This is a genomic window from Paenibacillus sp. MAH-35 (assembly GCF_058135425.1).
In genome coordinates this window covers 1-19,037 of record NZ_JBYUPU010000025.1, presented here as the reverse complement: position 1 = coordinate 19,037, position 19,037 = coordinate 1, and the positions used below count along the sequence as shown (strand labels likewise).

Genomic DNA, 19,037 nt, shown 5'->3' with positions numbered 1-19,037 from the left:
ACACCTAATACGCCGGCATTGCACGGACCGGGCGAGCCGGGAAGCAGTGCGAATGGCATTAAAAATCGGGATAGTCGGATTAAACGGAATCGGTAAAAACCATGCGGCTTGTTATCAGGAGGATGACCTGGCCGACCTGATCGCGGTATGCGACGTCGTGAAGGAACGCGCGGACGCGGTCGCCGAGAAATACGGCGTAAAGGCGTATTACAGCTTGAAGGATATGATCGAAAACGAGCCGGATCTGCAAATCGTCGACGTAACGACCGGCGGAATCGACAACGGAAGCTGGCATTTCGAACCGGCGATGGAAGCAGTCAGCTACGGGAAGCATGTGCTCGTCGAGAAGCCGATCTGCCACGACGTGCAGCAGGCGCGCGAGCTGGTCGCTTATGCGGATAAGCAGAAAGTGTACCTCGGCTGCAACTTGAACCACTACTTCACCCCTCCTGCCGAGAAAGCGAAGCAATATGTGGATAACGGCGAGATCGGAGAGCTGGTCTACTGCTTGACCAAGATGGGTTTTAACGGCGGGGAGCTGAATTACGCTCTGGCAGGTTCGCCGAAAATCAAAGGTCATCCTTACTTCCATATGAAGGCGTTTCTGACTCATCCGTTCTCGGTTATGCGTTACTTCTGCGGAGACATTACGCACATCCAGACGTTCTCCGACCGTCCCGGCTTCCGCAGAAGCGCAGGCGACGTCATGGTATCGATCAACAGCATTCACGTCAAATTCGCAAACGGCGGCGTCGGTTACCTGCTCAGCCAAAGAGGCGATGCGGTGTACGGTCTCGGCGGATGGTGGAGTGTCGAGATGGCGGGGACGCGCGGCACGTTTTGTATCGAGAACTGCGTAGAGAAAGTGTCGTTCTGGAAAGCGGAGAAAGGCATTCCGGCCATCAGCGTGCAGAAGGAACCGGAAGTGACCCACTATGGAACGACCGATTTCAACCGGACCTTCAACAACCGGCTGCATGCCTTCCTGGAGGACATTTCGAACGGAGTGCCGCGCGATCAGCTTCGCGCGAACGGACGGGATGCGCTCGCGGTGCTGGAATATACGTTTGCCGTAATGGAATCGTACGAGCGGGGCGGTGAAGTCGTCAGACCGCATGCACTGCCGCCGCTGATCGGCGATCCGCACACGATGCGTTAAGGGGGACTTTACAATGATAAAGCTTGGCGTCAATTCCGTTTTGTTCAAGCAATTCGACTTTGCCACCGCTGCCAAACAAATCGCGCTTTGCGGTTATGACGGAGTGGAAATATCGGCCATCCAGGGGATGTGCGAGCATCTCGATCTGAGCAGGTGGAAGGAACAGAAAGACGAGCTGCAGGCAATCGTTCAGGAGAACGGCCTTGAATTTCTGTCGACGGAGGTCGCCTCCTTAAGCGAAGAGCGGCTGCTGCCGGCATTCGAAGCGGCGGCGGAGATCGGAATACCGGTCATCAACGTCGGCCCCGGAGGCAAGCTCGGCGTCGAGGAAGACGTAGTCGCTTCGATCGACAAGCTGGCCCGCTTGTCCGAGAAAGCCGCCTCCTTCGGCGTTACCTTATGCGTGAAAGCACACGTCGGCAACGCCATCTACAATACGCCCACGACGCTACGGGCGATGAAGGAGATCGGCTCGGCCGCCTTCGGCATCGATATGGACCCGAGCCATATTCATCGCGCCGGCGAAAACGCCGAAGAGGCGCTGCCGGCCGTCCTTAGCCGGGTCAAACATATTCATATCCGCGACTGCAAAGGCCGGGAACGCGGACCGGGTCCGATCGAGATGCAGGCGTGCGGACGGGGTGATATCGATTTGTTCGGCTACTGCAAAGCGATGGTCGACGGCGGCTACAACGGCCCGGTCGTCCTCGAAGTAATCGGGGCGACTCCCGAGCATTCGCTCGCCCAGGTTTCGATCGTAGCGGCCGAATCGTACGGGTATTTGAACGCTTGCCTGAAACAGCTGGGCGCCCGCTGATCGATACGCGGCGGCTGAGCTTGCGAAGTGAGCGGTGAGCTTCCCTGCGGCTCATACTCAAAAACATACTACTTACCGCCTCTTCTAATGAAATAAGAGATGTTTGTACCCTCTCTTTTCGGCTTATTCAGAGGATGGGAAAAGATTACCTTCTGGCGAGTTTTGCCTGGAATCCCCTACCTTACAATCCTTATTCAATCAAGGGATTCCGGACAACCTGTCTGAGCAGAAGAAGGTAACTTTTCACTTGGAACGGCCTGCTAACACTTCTACACAATGAATCGACAGTCTCACAAACCGCTCCTATTCGGCAGGTACCTTTTACGCTCATAAGCAGGAGATGCGCCAAAAACCGGGCTCCTAACGCCGGACCGGGCATCCACTTTTAGGAGGAATCCAAATGTCAACCAAAAAACCGAATGTGATCCTTTTCGGCATCGACAGTTTGCGCCGCGACCATATGAGCTCGTACGGCTATTCCAGGCTGACCACGCCGCACCTCGATAAAATCGCCTCGGAGGGCGTCCTGTTCGAGCAGCATTTCAGCCCCAGCATCCCTACAACCCCGGCGTATGCCGCGATGCTGACCGGCATGGACGTATTCGGAACCGATGTGGTCGCGCTCCGGCACAAAGGCCCGCTCGGCGACCATGTGCGCACACTGCCCGAGGTGCTCGGCGAGAACGGCTACAATACGACCTGCATCGGATTTACCGGCAATCCGTCGTCGCGCGGGTTTCAGACGTACCTGAACTTCGAATCATGGCACCCGGACGAGACCGGACGCGCGCCGAAGGCGCAAAACCTGAACGAGGTCGCCATTCCTGAGCTGGAGCGGCTTGCCGCCGACGATAAGCCGTTTCTCCTGTTCCTGCGGCATATGGACCCCCACTCTCCTTACTTGCCGCCGCAGCCGTATGAGCGCACCTTCTACGGAGGCGACGAGAAAAATCCGTCCAACTCGTCGATGGAACCGGTATACGGATTCAAGCCGTTTGCCGATTTTCTGAAATCGTGGATCCCCGAAGGCGTCACCGATCACGCCTATGTGACCGCCCAATACGACGGCGCCGTCGCTTATATGGATGCGTGCATCCAGTCGATCTTCGCCAAGCTGGACGCGCTCGGCATTACCGAGGAGACGCTGATCGTCATTACGGCCGATCACGGCGAGACGCTGTACGAGCACGACTGCTACTTCGATCATCACGGCTTGTACGACTGCACGCTCGTCGTGCCGCTGATTATTAAATATCCCGGCGTCGTCCCTGCGGGCAAGCGGTGCTCGAGCGTATCGCTGATCCAGGACATTATGCCGACCGTGCTCGATCTGCTCGGAATCGAAACGAATATCCAGTTCGACGGACAAAACCTGGTAAAATGGATGAACGGGGACGAAATCAAACGGATCAGCGAATTTTATATTACCGAATGCACCTGGATGCGCAAGCACGGCTGGCGTACGCCGGAATGGAAGCTGATCCGCGCGCTGGAGCCGGACTTCCACTTCAAGCCGGAGGTCGAGCTGTACAACCTGATCCGCGATCCGGAGGAGAATCACAACGTCGCGGACCAGGAGCCGGAGATCGTGGCGCTTCTCGAGAAGCGGATGAACGATTATATCGCCAAGCGCGAAGCGGAAACGAACCGTGTCAATCCGATCTTCACGAACTTGAACTGGCACGGCAAAGGCAAGCCGTTCACGACTTCGCAGGAAGCGTACGACGGCATGTATATCGGTTCGATCGTCAACGCCCGGTCCCTTCAGGAGAAAAAAGCGGAGAAGTGAGAACGCGTAACCGGACGGCACCGATCGCCGATTCCCGGATCCTTCATAGAACACGAGCGTATTGCCTGAACAAGGCTCATTACACCGATCCGGCGTACGGAAAGGAAGGTTCACCATGATCAAAATCGCGGTGATAGGCGTTAATCATATCGGCGGCATTCATTGCCGCACGTACCGGCAGCATCCCGATACGGAGCTTGCCGCCGTCTGCGACCTGATGCCGGAGCGGGCGCAAAAAGCCGGGCTGGAATACGGAGTGCCCGCCTATACGGATATGGCCGAAATGCTGGCCAAGGAACCGATCGACGTCGTCATCGTGGCGACGTCCGGCGTAGAGAAAGGCAGTCACCATTACGCGCCGGTGATGGCGGCGATCGAAGCCGGCAAAGACGTGCTCGTCGAGAAGCCGATCTCCAACCGGATCGACGAGGCGAGACGGATGGTCGCATTTGCCCGCGAACGGGGCGTCCGCTTCGCCTGCAATCTGAACCACCGGTTCACGCCCGCCGCCTTTCGCGCGAAGGAGCTCGTTACGGAGGGAAAGCTCGGCTCTTCCCTCCTCTTCCTGAATATGCGGCTGACCATTCAAAATCCGCAGGAAGATACGGAATGGCTCCACATGCGAGCGCTTCACCCCCATTCGATCGACGTGATGCGGTATTTCGCCGGGGACGTGGCGCGGGTCCAATCGTTTATGACGAAAGCTCCGGGCCGCCAGTCATGGTCGACCGTATCGGTCAATATGCAGTTTGCCTCCGGAGCCGTCGGACATTTGACCGGCAGCTACGATATGTCGATGCGCCATCCGATCGAATGTTGCGAAGTAGCGGGCAATGAAGGTCGGATCGTCATCGACAACGTATACGAAAGCATGACCTATTATCCGCATCATTCGGGCGATCTGACCGTATTCCGCAATCCGATCTTTAACGGAATGATGGGTTTTAACGATACGTTTCGGATTCGCATCAACCGTTTTGTGGAACAAATCAAGGCGGGCGTTGCCCCCGGCGATATCGATGCGTCGGGCGCCGACGCGCTCGCCGCGCAGGAGATTATCGAAGCCGCGATCCGCTCCCACGAGCTCGGCGGCCAGCCCATCGATGTGCCGAAGCCGGAAGCTTCAACTTAGACCACCGGAGGAACGCTGACATGAATAAGCAAGCGAACGTATTATGGTTTACCGGCTTATCCGGAGCAGGAAAAACGACAACCGCCGAATATGTAAGAGACCGGCTGCTCGAGCAGGGACGCCGTGTGGAGCTGCTAGACGGCGATACGCTGCGTCAGACGATCTGCAAAGGACTTGGCTTCACTCGCGAAGAACGGCTTGAAAATATAAAACGCATCGTTTACGTTGCGGGGCTGTTGGCGAAGCACGACGTGATCGTTCTCGTCTCAGCGATTACCCCCTACGCGGAGATGCGCGATTATGCCCGCAAGGAGCTTGCCGGATATGTCGAGATTTATGTGGAATGCCCGCTGGAAGAATGCGAACGGCGTGACGTCAAGGGGCTGTATGCCAAAGCGAGACAAGGCGAGCTGAAGCATTTTACAGGAATATCTGATCCGTATGAAGTTCCGCTCGCACCTGATGTGACAATCCGGACGTCGTCCGATTCGCTCGAAACGAACAGCGCCGCCATCCTAACGCGGCTCGGCCTGGTGTAACCGCTTGACGAATGGGCCGATTAGGAGGAAACTGGAATGAAGATCATACTGATCTCGCTGGATACGCTGCGCGCCTCCAGACTTGGCGCTTACGGTTATAACAAGCCGACCAGCCCGCATATGGACCGGATCGCCCGCGAAGGGGTGCTGTTCGAGCGGGCTTATGCCGCGGATATTCCGACCGAGGTGGCGCATACCGGCGTCTTTACCGGCAAAATCGGGCTGACTACCGGCGTCGTCTCGCACGGCTCGGAGCTGACCGCCTTGCCGAAATCGACCACATGGCTGCCCTCCCTGCTGCGGTCGGCCGGATTTACGACCTCCGCTGTCGATAATTTGTATCAATTGAAGGAATGGTTCGCCAGAGGGTACCGGTATTATATCAACAGCGTAGGCGGCAACCGCTGGATCGACGGCAAGACGGTAAACGAGCTTGCTTTTCCTTGGCTGGAGCAGCATAAGGACGATTCGTTTTTTCTGTTCCTGCATTACTGGGACGCGCATACGCCGTATTTGCCGCCCCAAGAGCTGGTACCGCAGTTTTACGATGGCGGACGCGATCCCCGGGACCCGGCCAACCGCAGCATGGAACAGGCTTACAACCATCTGGCCTATCCGTTCTTCAAGCATCATCATTACGATCTGATCGGCGCAGTGACCGACAGCGATTACTACGACGCGTTATACGACGCGGAGATCCGCTATCTGGACGACCGGCTGAAGGAGCTGGACGACCGGCTGGAGGCGCTCGGCATCCGCGAGGATACGCTGCTTGTCCTGTTCGGCGATCATGGAGAAAGCTTGACCGAGCACGATATTTATTGGGATCATTGCGGGTTGTACGAGCCGACTGTACACGTTCCGGTCATTATGAGATGGCCCGGACGGATGCCGGAAGGCCGCCGGGTGCCGGGATTCGTCCAGCAGGTCGATCTGCTGCCGACGATTCTCGAAGCCGTCCGCCGCGAACAGCCGGCAGACATTCGCAGCGAGAAGCTGCAAGATCCGGACGGTCTGGACGGCAAAAGCTTGTGGCCCGCTATCGAGGGAACGGCCGACCGGACCCACGACACCGTTTATTTGAGCGAATGCGCCTGGCAGGCGGCTAGGGCGATCCGGACCGACCGGTACAAGCTGATCCGGACTTACGATTCCGGCCCCTATATCCGGCCTGAGAGAGAACTGTACGACCTGCAGACCGACCCCGGGGAGACGGTCAATTTGGCCGACTCGCTGCCGGAGTTGGCGGATCGGCTCGAACGCGAGCTGCACGACTTCGTAAGCCGCAAGCTGAACGGCCGGGAGGACCCGATGGAGCGGCAGCTCCGGGAAGCCGGGCTTCCCTTCCGCAGACGGATCGAGCAAATTCTCGCTTCCGCCGGACTGTCCTGGGACGACTGGAAGCAGGATCCTCGCCGGGAACGTTTCGACTCGGCCGTTCATACCCGCTAACCGTTACGCATCAAAACCGTCATAAAGCGACCGAATGTTCGGAGTTATAGGGCGAGGAGTGAAGCAAAGGATGAAGGATATGATCAGAAGCAGCGGATTAATGAGAGAGGAATTCCCGTTTTGGATTACCCGGCATGTCCAAGGAGCGATCGCGGAGCACGGCCACGAATTCGTGGAGCTCGTATACGTCGTCGGGGGAAGCGGGTATCACATTTTCCAGGGGACGGAATATGAGATCGGGGCCGGGGACGTATATATCATCAATCCCGGTGAAACCCATGCCTACTCCGTAAATCCCGGCGAGCATATGGAAATCGTCAACTGTTTGTTCATGCCGTCCTTCATCCCCGACGCGCTTCTGAAGGAGCTGGAGATTACCGCTTCGATGGACTATTTCTACGTTCATCCGTTTATGAAACAAGATGTCCGCTTCAACCACCGGCTCAATCTGCACGGGCAGGATGCGGTATTCGTGCTCCAGTTGCTGGACAGCATGATCCGGGAAATCGGCAACCGCGGACTCGGCCACAAAACGTTGATCCGGCTGCAGCTGATCGAGCTGCTCGTCCTTCTCTCCCGTTACTACTCTCTGATGCAAAGCCGGGGGACGATTCCTTCCCCGCGCCAAGTCGACCGGGAAATAACGGCAAGACGCATTTACGGTTATATGGAACGCAATTACGACAAGAAGATTACGCTGGAATCGCTGGCCGGACTGTTCAATGTCAGCATACGCCAGCTGAACCGGCTGATGAGGCAGGAATTCGGCCGCAGCATCATCGATGTGCTGCATGACATCCGGATCGAACGGGCCAAACGTCTGCTGACCGAATCGGAAGAAAAAGTGATCACCGTCGCTTCGCTGGTCGGTTATGACGACCCTTCGTTCTTCAGCCGCCTGTTCCTCCGACATGTCGGCTGCCCGCCGAGCCGGTACCGCCAAGGGCTGGAACTGCGCCGGCTGCAGCGCGAAGTGCGTTGATTCCCGACTTGGGAAAGGAGACCTTCACGATCCGTTATGGGGAAAAGACGTCCGAATGTTCTGCTGATTACCGCGGACCAGCTCCGCTACGATTGTATCGGCTCCAGCGGCAAATATCCGGTCTGCACGCCGAATCTTGATCTGCTAGCTTCTCAAGGCGCCGTATTTTCGGGCGCTTATTCGCATATTCCGGTATGCGGACCGGCCAGGCAATCGCTGATGAACGGGCGAAGGGCCGAAACGTTCGGGGCATTATGGAACTTTAACGGGGCCCTGCCCGTCGCCTCGCTCCAGCCGGACGGGTACAGCTGGGCACGAACGCTCGAAAGCAGCGGCTACGTGTCCGCTTTTCTGGGCAAATGGGGCGTTCATCCGACCTTGGACGCCACCGCTTTCGGTTACGGTTCGTATACCGGCGAAGCCGAATACGCCCGGTTCGTCAAGCAGCGCTATCCGGACGTGAAGTTCTCGAACGGATTTTTCGGCGAGGCGAGTCCGATTCCGCTCGAACATTCGCGCACCCATTGGCTCGCGGCGCGTGCCGAGGAGCAGCTCGAGCTGCTGCACAATTCCGGGAAGCCGTGGCATATGGCGCTTCATTTCCCGGAGCCGCATCTGCCCTGCCGCCCTTCCGGACATTTCGCCACGATGTACGATCCGGACACGGTTCCGCAGTGGGACGGTTTCGCAGAGACGTTCGTGGGGAAGCCGTATATCCAGAAGCAGCAGCTGCTGAACTGGGGGATCGAGAACTTTACCTGGAACGACTGGGCTCCCGTCGTCGCCCGGTATTACGGCATCATCAGCCAGTTGGACGAAGCGGTCGGGCGCGTGCTGCAGACACTGGACCGGCTTGGCGCCGCCGATGACACCCTCGTCCTTTTTACCGCCGATCATGGCGATATGTGCGGCTCGCACCGGATGATGGACAAACATTATATTTTGTACGATGATGTCGTGCACGTCCCGCTGATCGTCCGGTACCCCGGCGTCGTGAAGGAAGGAACGGCGTGTGGCGGGCTCGTCTACAATTTGCTGGATCTCGCCCCGACGCTGCTCGACCTGCTCGGATTGCAGCCGGACGATCCGGATCACCTGCAGGGCCGTTCCTGGGCCAAACTGGTGAGCGGCGGACTGGACGACCCGGATTGGCGGGATGCCGTCGTGGCCTCGTATAACGGGCAGCAGTTCGGGCTGTATACGCAGCGGATGATCCGGACGAAGGAATGGAAATACATCTGGAATCCGACCGATACGGACGAATTGTATGAGCTGACGGCCGATCCGGCCGAGCTGACGAACCGGATCGGCGAGCCGGAGCTGGCTGGCCTCGTCGCCGGTCTGCGGCGCAGACTTTACGAGACGCTGGACGCGGACGGCGACGCGCTCGTCGCCAACGAATGGATGCGCCGGCAGCTGCTGGGCGGCAGCAAGCTATAGAGAGCTGGGAGCGATTCGTGGAGTCGCTCCTGTTTTTTTGCGGTTAAGAATGTTTATTTTGCAAAACATTAAAGCGTTAAAACACCAAAACATCAAAACAGCAAAACCAAAACAGTAAAACATTAAAACAATATAATAGTAAATGGCAAAACGGTACAATGGTAAAACGGCAAAACAAAACACTCTTTTCTAAGAAATGTCGCCGCTTACGTAAGATCATTCATTGTGGCAACGTGGCATAGGTTTCATTTTAAGAGGGGGGCGAATAAGAGGGAATAAGAGGGAATAGTAGAGAGTAAGAGCGGTTTGCACCCTTTATTTTGTCCGAAAACCCGCCTCGACACGGAATAAGAGCGGTTGGAAGCTGTTAAAATCCGCGAATGGGGTGCAGTCGCCATCGGTTGGTTGAAATAAGGGGTGCAAACCGCCTTTATTTGACGCTGTCATCCCATTCCGCCGAAAATAAAGGGTGCCAGAGAGGCTGTCGATTCATTGTGTAGAAGTGTTCGCAGGCCGTTCCAAGTGAAAAGTTACCTTCTTCTACTCAAACAGGTTGTCCTGAATCCCTTGATTGAATAAGGATTGTAAGGTAGGGGATTCCAGACAAAACTCGCCAGAAGGTAATCTTTTCCCTTTCCACTTGGTTGTCCATAATGAATCGACAGCCTCGCCAGAGACTCTTAGGATTTAGCCAGCACGAATTTCGTGGATAAGCGGCTATCCCATCCATACAATTTACTATAGCGTAACATTCCGTTAACGATGCGATAATAGTCGGCTTGTATACTAATAGAAACGATGAAAGGAGGTGCTGCGGAAATGTACTACGAAGAAGACCGGGTTCCCTTCGACCAGCCGGACGAAGTAACCGAAGACAACGCCAAAGACAAGAGCCAGGACCCGAAAGAAGCAGTTGTCTAAACGACAGTGCTTTTTTTTATTTTGTACATGTCATTGAATGATCTGCCCTCGCTGCGAAGAAAGAGAGGCTTCGGGGACAACCTCCCCCTTTCAGTCCGCAGACCTTCATTCCCCAATCGCTAATTAATAGGCAGATCGATTCGTCCTGCGACGCCCCTCGATCGCCACGAGACAAACCTTCGCTTCCAGTAGACCCTCTCCTTTCTCTTTAAAACCCATTGTTAGTTTGGTAGTGAACGATTTCGATACAGTCGTTTGATCCGCTTCCCGCCGCTCCTCAAGGAACCTTTTCCGGCTGGGTGAATATCCTAGTTTAGCACACTTCGGGGGAGGGAACGCGATGTACTATTACGATCCTAGATGGGGCGGTTGGAGGTACAGCCATACTGCGCCCCGGCCGTTTCTTCCCGATTATGCCGCTAACGTTCATCCCGGCCTCCCCGCCAGTCCCCTTTCGGGTTTCGCGTCAGCCGTCGGGAAGGAAGCTCCGGCAGTAGCAGCGTCCGGCTCCGATCAAGGAACAGACGGCGACCAACGCGCGGTCCGTGCCGGAAAGGCGGGTGACATCGTCGTCATCTGCATCAACGGGCGCAGCGGGATGAACAGCCCCGGAATATCCAAGCTGCGCGATACGTTATACATCCGGCTGTCCCCACTCGGCGTCCCGGCCCGCAACGTCTTCCGGAGAAGCTGGAACCAGAACGAAGACGGCAACCCGCTGGGCGCTCCGTGGATCTGGGATTTGAACAACGAAATCGAGGAAAGAAGCCGCAAACCCAGCTATTTGGCCATCATCGGCCATTCGTACGGCGGCTGGGCGGCTTGCCGGCTGTCCCGGGTTACGGCGAAAATTCCTAATTATATCGGTCTGATCGACCCGGTGTTCGGCCCGGGCAACACGATGAACGCCGCCGATATCCCCAAAGCTCACATGATCAAGAACTGGTATCAGCACAACGGAGTGACGAGCGGCAATCCGTGCACCGGCTTCGGCATGATCCCTTGTTTTCCCGTCGAAAACGGTCTGTCCTGCGGCTATCAGGACGTTCCCGGCGCGCAAAATATGCTCGTCCGTTATATGCGCAGCTGGGACGGCACGCCCGCGACCGTCGAGTGCCCGGGCATCGGAGAGGTACCGGTACCGGCAACACACGGCAATATCGATGACGATCTCTGGATTCAGCGGCAAATCACCGAGCATATCGTTCAGGATGTTAAGAAGCTGCTGTACAGCGGCTCCAAGCGTTGACAGATCTCCGGCAAGCCGGCAGCTCCCGTTACAACGAAAGAAGCCTTAAGACCCGCCCGGAGCGCGGGAGCCGAAGGCTTTTTGGCTAATTCATCGACGCTTTCCTTCCTTCACATTCCGGTGGCAAGGCCATGTTCGCGAGGAAGGCTCCTTCATCGCCGCCTTTCCCTTTCACCGGCTATTCTCCAAGGTTTTTATAATAATACACTGTAGCATGAAGCTCGCCGTCTGCCGATCTGGCATACCCGGGAATCCTTCCGGCCCTCGTATAGCCGATCGAGCTGTAAAGCCGGTTGGACGGGTCCCCTTCCCTCGTGTCGAGCACGAGCAACGTCCTGCCTAATTCGGCGGCTTTCGCTTCAGCCTGAAGCATCAGCCGTCTGCCGATTCCATGCCTGCGGTAATCGGGGTGCGTCATCAGCTTGGCGATCTCCGCCCGGTGCGAGCCGTTCGGCTTCGTACATACGTGCAGTTGCACGCTGCCTGCGACCCGGCCGCCGGCCAGTGCCGCATACAAGACCACATCCGGGCCGGGCACGCCCTCCCAGTACCGGGTCGCCTCCTCAGCCGAAAGCGGCGGCATAAAGCCGACCGATGCCCCATCCTCCACGACACGAATTAACAGCTCGGCGAGCTCGTTTATCCTGGAACGGACCGAATGAAGCGGTACGATTGTCACGTCCATTTGCATCCTATCACCTCCATTGGAAGTTTGCACTGCATGGTCTTAGTATAATCCGCCACAGCTGTCAGTCCAATCTTCAAGGATTATCGCACGCATAGAAACGCCCCTGCCGTCGCGATCGCGCCTTTCACCAGCAATATGGACCGGAGAAACCCGCTGCAAGCTGAAGGAGATCGGTATGCCCGACCGGAGAATCCGTGCTTCTTTCCCAGACACGAAAACCGAGAGAGCCTCCCGGTCCCCTCGGTCTTAACGCTATATACGCCCATCTTCCGTTACTTCTCCGGCAGCCTGCCGCTTCTTACAACACCCCGTAAGACTTGAGTGTCTTCAGCCGTTCCACAGTCACAAACCCACGCCATTCCTGCTCCGCAGCGATGCTCGGCGGTTGCCAGCTGATCGGCCATCCTCCGTCCTCCTGCTGTTGTTCGGCGAGCGCCTTCAAATGAATCTGCTTGTCTTCCCCGGATACGAATTTGCCGGCATAACTTTCCCGTTGAGGCGCCCAATCCAGCACTTTATGCACATATCCCGAAGCGTGTGGGTCTTTCTCGATGACGCCGGGAGCGCCCAACCATTCATCGACTTTACGCCAGTAGGCGGCCGCCCTTCCGGTATCCGGGGTATGCTGGAGAAACTGAATCCAATGCGTGCCGTCATGAAAGCCCGACGGTTCGTTCGACTCCATATAGCTCCATATATAGCGTACATTCTCCTCGAACCACTGCTCCCGCACGACCGCCTGGTCCCCGTAATACTTGTACAGCAGGCCGATGACCGTGCCTGTCGGGTTTATCGAAGGACAGCGGTCGTCCTCTGTCGACCACCACGGCGTATGGGCGTAACCATGGACGCTGCTTCGTATGAGCGGCAGCCCACCGTTCTCTAGCGTAATCGTCCGCAAATACCCGGCGATCCCTTCCATCATCGCCGGATCGAAGCAATCGATCTCCTCCATCACAAGCAGCGCCATCTCGGTCGGGACCGGCTGGCTGTGCGGATCGCGAATATCCGGCTCCAGCGCGTTGCCGAACCCTCCATCGGCATTTTGATAACCACGAAGCGCCTGAATGACCGCCTCCTTCGTTCCTCCTTCGAAATGATACTCGTACCGTTTCCGGTCCAGCAGCCGCGCATAGCTGTACAGGAACGATCCGGCTTTGTCCATAATGGAATGGTTAGTCATAACTGGATTGGCCTCCTTCGAAAATAAATCTGATTACGGCGAGTTTCACTCCGAATCCGGCGTATACCGTTCGTATAATTGCCCGGCCATCTCGCGAATCCCGGCGCGAAGCTCGTCCGGCTCCAGCACGTCTGCCTGCATGCCCAATGTAAAGAAAAAACGAACCGCCCAATCCCACTCGGAGGCGGGACAATCGAATTCCACCGTCCACTCGTCATCGGCTATTTGCTTGACATGCTCTCCGATATGGTAGTCCTGCTCGGCCAGCAGCGCACCGCGGTAGGTCAGCTTGGCGGCGATGCGCACAACAGGTTTGGCCGGCGCTTCCTCGTCTTCCACCCTCAGAAGCTGTTCGCTTAACGCCTCATCCGGCTGGTCGATCGCCTCCAGCTCCTCGATCCGGTCGACACGGAAGTTGCGTACTTCCTTATGCAGAGGGGAGAACGCCTCACAGTACCAGAACCCATGCGCCGTATAAATTTTGCGGGGATACAGGCGGAGCCGCCGGTGATGGTTTTCCGACCGGTACAGCACATGAACCCACCGGGATTTGGCCGTATGCTCGAGCAAGGCGGATAAGTGGGGCGTTTTCGTTTTGCGGACGGGCACTTCGAGCTCCATCCTGTCGAGCAGCGGCTCGATTTGCTTCAGCGTTTCCTCCGGCAGGACCGACCGGATTTTGTCGAGGACCGTCCATCTGGCCTGGTTAAACGGGGTGTCCGTTATATTCGTCATCGCCCGGAGCGCAAACAAGACGGTCAGCGCTTCCCGGGAATCGAGCTGCAGCGGCGGCAGCCGGAAGCCTTCCATCATCCGGAATCCTCCGGACGGTCCTGTCATCGAATACAGCGGGATGCCGATCTCCGACAACGACTGCATATCCCGCAAAACGGTCCTTTTCGAAACTTCGAACTTGTCGGCCAGCGACTGGGCCGTCTCCGGTCTTTGCTGCAGGGCGATCAGGATCGCCATCAGCCGGTCTGCTCTCTTCAACGCCTCTCCCCCGTTTCTTACTCCCCCATTATATCCGTATAATGGTGACAGCATGGATGTCACTAATTGTACCCGGCTTTCCGGGAAAATGAGAGTATTTGTTTCAAATTCGCGCAGCCCCGATTTTTTTGTTGTTAAAAAAAGGGATATTTTGATAAAAAGGTTGACTTGACGTCCTTCATTCAATACAATAACAGTACGCTTAATTTCCGATTCTCCAATCGGAAAGCGGGGGAACCATTCTTTAGGGGCGAATCGTCCGGTCCGTTCATCGGGACCGCGTAGGGAACCATCTTTCCCGAGTCCGTCAGCTAACCTCGTCAGCAGTAGATGGGGTCATTCTGTATGTTCATTCTGCACACATGACCCTGGGATACAGGGTCTTTTTCTATTGGTATAAGACCCTGTCGAGCGTTGTTGGGAGACAATCCCTTTTCGCCCGGGGTCTTTTCTTGTTTACACCCTTGACCTCAATCATCATCTTCTGCTGACCGGAACGGCGAATTACGAATGGATTGGACGATAGTAGCACAGAAGGGAGGAATCGCAAGCACACGGTCCCTAAGATCTGACTAGCATGCCGGGTAGATCGAAAATTAGAAAAACGGGAGGAATGTGCATGGCACAGCCAAAGTACATTACAGATATCGATAAAATTGCAAACATACCGGAGACGGAAAGAAAAAGACTGAAGCAAATTACCGAGAAATTCGTGTTCCGCGTCAACGATTATTATTTGAACCTCATCAATTGGGAAGATCCCCGTGATCCCATCAAAAAACTGGTCATCCCGAACGAAGGCGAGCTCGCCGAATACGGGCGCTGGGACGCCTCCGATGAAGATACGAACTATGTCGTGCCCGGCTGCCAGCACAAGTACCGGACAACGGCTCTCCTGATCGTATCCGAAGTATGCGGCGCGTATTGCCGTTATTGCTTCCGCAAGCGGCTGTTCCGCAACGACGTCAAGGAAGCGATGTCCGACGTCGAGCCCGGCCTCGCTTATATCGCCAAACATCCCGAAATCAATAACGTGCTGCTTACGGGCGGCGACAGCCTGATCCTTGCTACCGCGAAGCTGCGAATGATCCTGGAGCGGCTGCGGGAGATGGAGCATGTGAAAATTATCCGTCTCGGCTCGAAAATCCCCGTCTTTAATCCGATGCGGATCTACGAGGACGAGGAGCTGCTGGAGACGATTCGTACTTACTCCACGGCCGACAAGCGCATCTATGTCATGGCCCACATCAATCACCCCCGCGAAATAACGCCGGAGGCGAAGCGCGGCTTCCAGGCTTTGCACGAGGCGGGAGCGATCGTCGTCAACCAGACGCCGGTGCTCAAAGGCATCAACGACGATCCGGCCGTACTCGGCGAACTGCTCGACCGGCTGTCGTGGGCAGGCGTCACCCCGTATTATTTCTTTATTAACCGGCCGGTGGCGGGAAATCGCGATTTCGTGCTTTCGCTTGAGGAAGCGTACCGGATCGTGGAGCAGGCGAAGGCCAGAACGTCCGGTCTCGGCAAGCGTGTCCGCCTGTCGATGAGCCATACGTCCGGCAAAATCGAAATACTCGCGGTCGAAGACGGCAAGGCGTATTTGAAATATCACCAGTCCCGCGACGATAATTACGGCAAATTTATGGTGCTCGACTGTCCGAAAGACGCCGCCTGGTTCGACGATTTGCCGGGCAACGAGAAGTTCTGGAAGAAGCCTAAGAAGAAAACGAACGAAGTGGTCTCTGTTAACGAGCTGCCCGACATGCCAGTAGCCAGAGTGGCCCGAAGCAGATAAAACGCCAGCAGAAAAGCCGTCCGGCTTGCACAATGACCGGACGGCTTTTGGCTATGTTATTTCAGGCTCCCGAAGCTACAACCGAATCTCGCCGCCGCCCGCCGCCGACTTCACGATCGCATCGGCAATTTCGACCCCGTGAATCGCATCCTCGAACGACACGTAGTCCGGCGCTTCTCCTCTTCCCAAACAGTCGCACAAATAAAGGAGCTGCTCGCGGAGCGAACCGGCCGTCTGCTTGTGGAGCGTCTTGATATGGATATTCGTATCCGGCGTCGTTCGCCCGGTCTCGTTCCACAGCTGCAAGCCGGAGTTGGACGTTTCGAAAGACGCGGTTCCGCCGCTGCCGATCACTTCGATCTGGTCGGCGATCGCGATGCCCGCCCGATCCGGCGTCATCCAGTTGCTGTGCAAAAAGGCGAGAATCCCGTTCTCGAATTCGAGGCACGCCCACAGCACCTCCGGAGTTTCCGATCCGGAGGGCGATCTGCCGTATGCCCGGACGGTCCGGACCCGGCTCTGCGCGTACCAGACCGCCAGATCGATATCGTGGATCATGAGTTCGTAGACGGTGTGCGTCCGGCTGTAGGTAGCGAATAAATGCTGCTCCCGGGCCCGCTTCATATACATGCTAACCGGCCGGCCGATCTCCCCGTCCGCGATCGCCCGCCGGATGTCCGCATAACGCGGGTCGAACCGCAGCAGATGGCCCGGCATCACGTAGCGCCCCTGCTCCAGCGCGACCCGGTGCATCTCGGCAGCTTCGCTAAGCCGGGTGGACACCGGCTTCTCCACCAGCACGTGCTTGCCGGAGCAAAGCGCCTTCACGACCGGATCGAGATGCAGGTGCTCCGTTGTCACCACGCTGACGAGATCGATATCGTCCCGCTCAAGAAGCTTGTTGTAATCGGTATAACACGACGATACACCGTACTTGATCTTCGCCACGTCCAGACGATCCGGTCTCGGATCGGCGACGGCCGCCACTTCCGCGTGCGGAAGCGCATGAAACGCCTCGAGATGGCACTCCCCCCAGTTTCCTAACCCGATAATGCCGACTCTGACTGTACTTGCCACGATCCAGCCCTCCCCTTACGGCCGCAAAATGATTTTCCCTTTCGTCACCTTGCCCGCGACCAGATCTGCGAAAGCGGACGCCCCTTCCGCTAGCGGGCGTTCCTCCGTCCAGCCGTCCTCTGTAATTTTCCCGGAAACCAGCAGCTGGACCGCGTCTTTGAAATCTTGCCGCGTGTAGCAGAACGATCCGAGCAGCTCGATCTCGGAACGGATCGTATAGTTGATCGGCAGCACCGTATCGTCGATGCCCAGGCCGATATTCATTAGCGTCCCGCCCGGATTAAGCAGTCTGACGGCCGCTTCCCGGGTCGGCTGAAATCCCGCGGCGTCGATGACGACGTCCGTACCCCGCCCTCCGAAAGCTGCCTGCACCCGCTCTTCCAAATTGTCCTCGCGTACATGGGCCGTATCCGTTATGCCGATACTGCGGCACATCGCCAGCCGGTCCGGATTCGTATCGACGACCATCACTTTGAAAGCGCCCAGCAAAGCCGCCGTCTTCGCGCACAACAGCCCGATCCCTCCGGCGCCGAAGACGATTACATTCGCAAAAGGATGCCGCTCCATCGCCCTTCGGGTCGCCCGCAGCGAGCAGGCAAGCGGCTCGGCCAGGGCGGCGCGCCGGGAACTCATCGCCGCCGGAACTTCAGTTAATGTATCGACCGGTACGATCGCCCATTCTGCGAAGCCTCCCGGCCGGTGGATGCCGATAATGCGCCGCTCGCCGCACAGCTGCGTCAGCCCTTTCAGACAGCGGTCGCACGTTCCGCAGAACAGCAGCGGATTGACGACCGCCTTTTTGTTCAGCCATGCCTCGTCTCCCGGATCGCCGACCTGCTCCACGATCCCGCAAAATTCATGCCCCATAATAAGCGGCGGGACGCGAAGGCTGTTATGTCCCAGATACCCTTCAATCTCCGATCCGCATATCCCTACCGCCTCGATCCGCAGCAGCGCCTCCTGCTTCCCGGGAACCGGGCGGTTATGCTCCTCCAGCTTCATCGTTTCAGGTGCCGTCCAAACCAATACGTTCATCCCGCTTGCCTCCGTCTCCATGTTTTGCTTTATTTCGGGTCCTCCGCAAACCAGCTCGTCCCGATCTCCCGCCGCTCGCTTGCCTCATTCTTCCGCAGCACCTCCATACATTCCTGATAGGAGCGCTGAATATGTCTGCGCATGATCTGCTCCGCCGATGCCGGATCGCGCGCCACCAGCGCCTCGATCAGCTCGCGATGATCGTTGTACTCCTTCTGCTTCGTGGAAGTCATGCCGAGAATCCGGTTGACCAGCTCGATCTGAAACGAGATCGATTCGTACACCTGGATGAGCCGGGAATGCCGGGAAAGTTGAATGATGCTCTGATGCAGATGCAGCGATTCCTTAAGCAAGGTCGGTTTCGTCTCGTCGTGCAGCCAGTCGCCCATCTGGCCGTAAAATTCGACCAATTCCCGGATTTCCTCATCCGAGGCATGCTGAGTGGTCAGATGGATGGCCAGCGCTTCCAGAGATGAACGCAGCGAATAAATCTCGAAGATGTCGGCCGCCTCCATCTTTTTGACAACAGGGCCTTTGCTCGGAACGATCGTAACGATCCCTTCCCCGGACAGATGGCGGATCGCTTCCCGGACCGGCGACTGGCTGATGCCGTACTCCTTGGCCAGCTTGATCTCGACGATCCGCTCCCCGGGGTTCAGCTCGCCGCTTAATATTTTCCGCTTAATAAGCTCTACGAGCTCGTGGCTCATGCTTTTTTTCTGAAGCAGGATTTTCGGTTCCGTTGGTTGCACAGGTTCCAACTCCTTTCTTCACGGTGATTTTATA

The 19,037-nt window shown here is 56.9% G+C and carries 15 protein-coding genes, 1 pseudogene and 1 riboswitch; of the genes and pseudogenes, 10 read left to right on the top strand and 6 right to left on the bottom strand.

All coding sequences use genetic code 11. The annotated features are described in order from the left end of the window. The first annotated feature begins 52 nt into the window (after positions 1-52). The 9 genes and pseudogenes from AC3Y2E_RS22705 to AC3Y2E_RS22665 all read left to right on the top strand — a co-directional run bounded on the left by AC3Y2E_RS22705 (position 53) and on the right by AC3Y2E_RS22665 (position 11,480). Positions 53-1,159, top strand: coding sequence for a Gfo/Idh/MocA family protein (locus AC3Y2E_RS22705; RefSeq protein ID WP_190931246.1), 1,107 nt, complete (start codon positions 53-55; stop codon positions 1,157-1,159). Positions 1,160-1,172: 13 nt separating this feature from the next. Beyond that, entirely contained in the window at positions 1,173-1,976 is an 804-nt protein-coding gene (locus tag AC3Y2E_RS22700; protein ID WP_379214407.1) for a sugar phosphate isomerase/epimerase family protein, read from the top strand. Between the two features lie 400 nt (positions 1,977-2,376). Next, positions 2,377-3,765 (top strand): sulfatase family protein, encoded by a 1,389-nt coding sequence (locus tag AC3Y2E_RS22695; RefSeq protein WP_379214404.1) that lies wholly within the window; start codon positions 2,377-2,379, stop codon positions 3,763-3,765. 115 nt (positions 3,766-3,880) lie between these two features. Next, a complete protein-coding gene (locus AC3Y2E_RS22690; protein ID WP_379214402.1) occupies positions 3,881-4,897 on the top strand; it encodes a Gfo/Idh/MocA family protein in 1,017 nt (338 codons plus the stop codon). 14 nt (positions 4,898-4,911) lie between these two features. Next, positions 4,912-5,436 (top strand): annotated as a pseudogene (gene cysC / locus AC3Y2E_RS22685) (adenylyl-sulfate kinase); the annotation flags it as partial. A gap of 36 nt (positions 5,437-5,472) precedes the next feature. Further along, complete coding sequence (locus AC3Y2E_RS22680; protein ID WP_379214400.1) at positions 5,473-6,888, top strand: sulfatase family protein; 1,416 nt, start codon at positions 5,473-5,475, stop codon at positions 6,886-6,888. Between the two features lie 70 nt (positions 6,889-6,958). Then, the gene (locus AC3Y2E_RS22675) at positions 6,959-7,870 is read left to right on the top strand and encodes a helix-turn-helix domain-containing protein (RefSeq protein WP_379214398.1); all 912 of its coding nucleotides are present in this window, start codon (positions 6,959-6,961) and stop codon (positions 7,868-7,870) included. A 36-nt stretch (positions 7,871-7,906) separates the two neighbouring features. After that, positions 7,907-9,310 (top strand): sulfatase family protein, encoded by a 1,404-nt coding sequence (locus tag AC3Y2E_RS22670; RefSeq protein WP_379214396.1) that lies wholly within the window; start codon positions 7,907-7,909, stop codon positions 9,308-9,310. A gap of 1,261 nt (positions 9,311-10,571) precedes the next feature. Then, on the top strand, positions 10,572-11,480 hold the full coding sequence (locus AC3Y2E_RS22665; RefSeq protein WP_379214394.1) for a hypothetical protein: 909 nt from the start codon (positions 10,572-10,574) through the stop codon (positions 11,478-11,480). A gap of 178 nt (positions 11,481-11,658) precedes the next feature. Here the strand turns inward: AC3Y2E_RS22665 and AC3Y2E_RS22660 are convergent, their stop codons facing one another. The 3 genes from AC3Y2E_RS22660 to AC3Y2E_RS22650 form a co-directional block, all read right to left on the bottom strand. Beyond that, entirely contained in the window at positions 11,659-12,171 is a 513-nt protein-coding gene (locus AC3Y2E_RS22660; protein ID WP_379214391.1) for a GNAT family N-acetyltransferase, read from the bottom strand. 295 nt (positions 12,172-12,466) lie between these two features. Continuing rightward, entirely contained in the window at positions 12,467-13,351 is an 885-nt protein-coding gene (locus tag AC3Y2E_RS22655; protein WP_379214389.1) for a prenyltransferase/squalene oxidase repeat-containing protein, read from the bottom strand. A 45-nt stretch (positions 13,352-13,396) separates the two neighbouring features. Continuing rightward, the gene (locus tag AC3Y2E_RS22650) at positions 13,397-14,344 is read right to left on the bottom strand and encodes a helix-turn-helix transcriptional regulator (protein WP_379214387.1); all 948 of its coding nucleotides are present in this window, start codon (positions 14,342-14,344) and stop codon (positions 13,397-13,399) included. Positions 14,345-14,533: 189 nt separating this feature from the next. Further along, a riboswitch (cyclic di-AMP (ydaO/yuaA leader) is annotated at positions 14,534-14,685 on the top strand. Positions 14,686-14,963: 278 nt separating this feature from the next. On the opposite strand from AC3Y2E_RS22650, the gene AC3Y2E_RS22645 reads away from it, so the two are divergent. Then, positions 14,964-16,139 carry a KamA family radical SAM protein gene (locus tag AC3Y2E_RS22645; protein ID WP_379214385.1) on the top strand — a complete coding sequence of 392 codons (1,176 nt, stop codon included), beginning with the start codon at positions 14,964-14,966 and terminating at the stop codon, positions 16,137-16,139. Positions 16,140-16,214: 75 nt separating this feature from the next. Here AC3Y2E_RS22645 and AC3Y2E_RS22640 read toward each other — a convergent pair whose 3' ends face one another. From AC3Y2E_RS22640 to AC3Y2E_RS22630, 3 genes are read right to left on the bottom strand one after another with little or no spacing between them, the layout of a single operon-like run. Beyond that, positions 16,215-17,216, bottom strand: a complete 1,002-nt coding sequence (locus tag AC3Y2E_RS22640; RefSeq protein WP_379214383.1) for a Gfo/Idh/MocA family protein — start codon at positions 17,214-17,216, stop codon at positions 16,215-16,217. Between the two features lie 15 nt (positions 17,217-17,231). Beyond that, the gene (locus AC3Y2E_RS22635) at positions 17,232-18,251 is read right to left on the bottom strand and encodes a zinc-binding dehydrogenase (RefSeq protein ID WP_379214380.1); all 1,020 of its coding nucleotides are present in this window, start codon (positions 18,249-18,251) and stop codon (positions 17,232-17,234) included. Between the two features lie 29 nt (positions 18,252-18,280). Next, complete coding sequence (locus AC3Y2E_RS22630; protein WP_379214378.1) at positions 18,281-19,003, bottom strand: GntR family transcriptional regulator; 723 nt, start codon at positions 19,001-19,003, stop codon at positions 18,281-18,283. Positions 19,004-19,037 lie beyond the last annotated feature (34 nt).